The sequence below is a fragment of the Streptomyces sp. SID5785 genome (assembly GCF_009870065.1).
Taxonomy (GTDB): domain Bacteria; phylum Actinomycetota; class Actinomycetes; order Streptomycetales; family Streptomycetaceae; genus Streptomyces.
In genome coordinates, this window is record NZ_WWIA01000835.1 from 1 (window position 1) to 741 (window position 741).

Here is a 741-nt window from a genome sequence, read left to right on the forward strand (position 1 = left end):
GAGCGCGCCCGGCCCGCCGAGGTCCCCGGCGCGCACCGCCGCTGGGGGCTGCCCGCGCCCCTCGCTCCGGCACCCCCGGCCCGCCGGGTGCTGCCCCGCCGGGCCCCCGGCGGGGTGCCCCCGGTGATCTCCCGGGTGCCCACCCGGGACCGGGTCGTCTTCCTCACGTTCGACGGCGGCGTCGAGCACGACCGGCGCTTCCCCGCGCTCGTCCGTGACCTGCGCCTGCCGGTCTCGGTCTTCCTGGACGGCACGGCGGCGGGCCCCGGCCACGATCCCTACGGCCGGCTCCGCGCCCTCGGCGCCGGGCTCCAGAACCGCACCCTCACCCACCCGTTCCTGCCCGGCCTCGGCTACGTCCGCCAGCACGCCGAGATCTGCGGCCAGCAGCGCCGGCTCGCGGGCCGCTTCGGCCGGGCCCCGCGCCTGCTGCGGCCGCCGTCCGGTGCGTACGACGCGGCGACGCTGCGGGCGGCGGGCGCGTGCGGCATCGACGCGATCGTCCTGGGCCGCCCCCTGTCGGACTCCGCCCGCCTCCACCCCGGCGACATCCTGCTGCCCCCGCCGACCCGCCCCCTGACCCCGTCGACAGCAACCCTGATCCGCCGCATCCAACACGAGGGCTTCACGATCGCCCCCTTGGAAAACTACCTCTGACAACCCGCCCCGCAAGGGGCGCGGGGAACGGCGCGAGAACCCCCACGGCGGAACACCCGGCAACGATCCGAGCCCTCCCGGACC

The 741-nt window shown here is 78.1% G+C and carries 1 protein-coding gene; it reads left to right on the top strand.

What is annotated here, in order from left to right:
- Window positions 1-657 (top strand): polysaccharide deacetylase family protein (locus GTW43_RS26970; RefSeq protein ID WP_161304569.1); only part of this gene is annotated, 657 nt, incomplete at its 5' end.
- Window positions 658-741 lie beyond the last annotated feature (84 nt).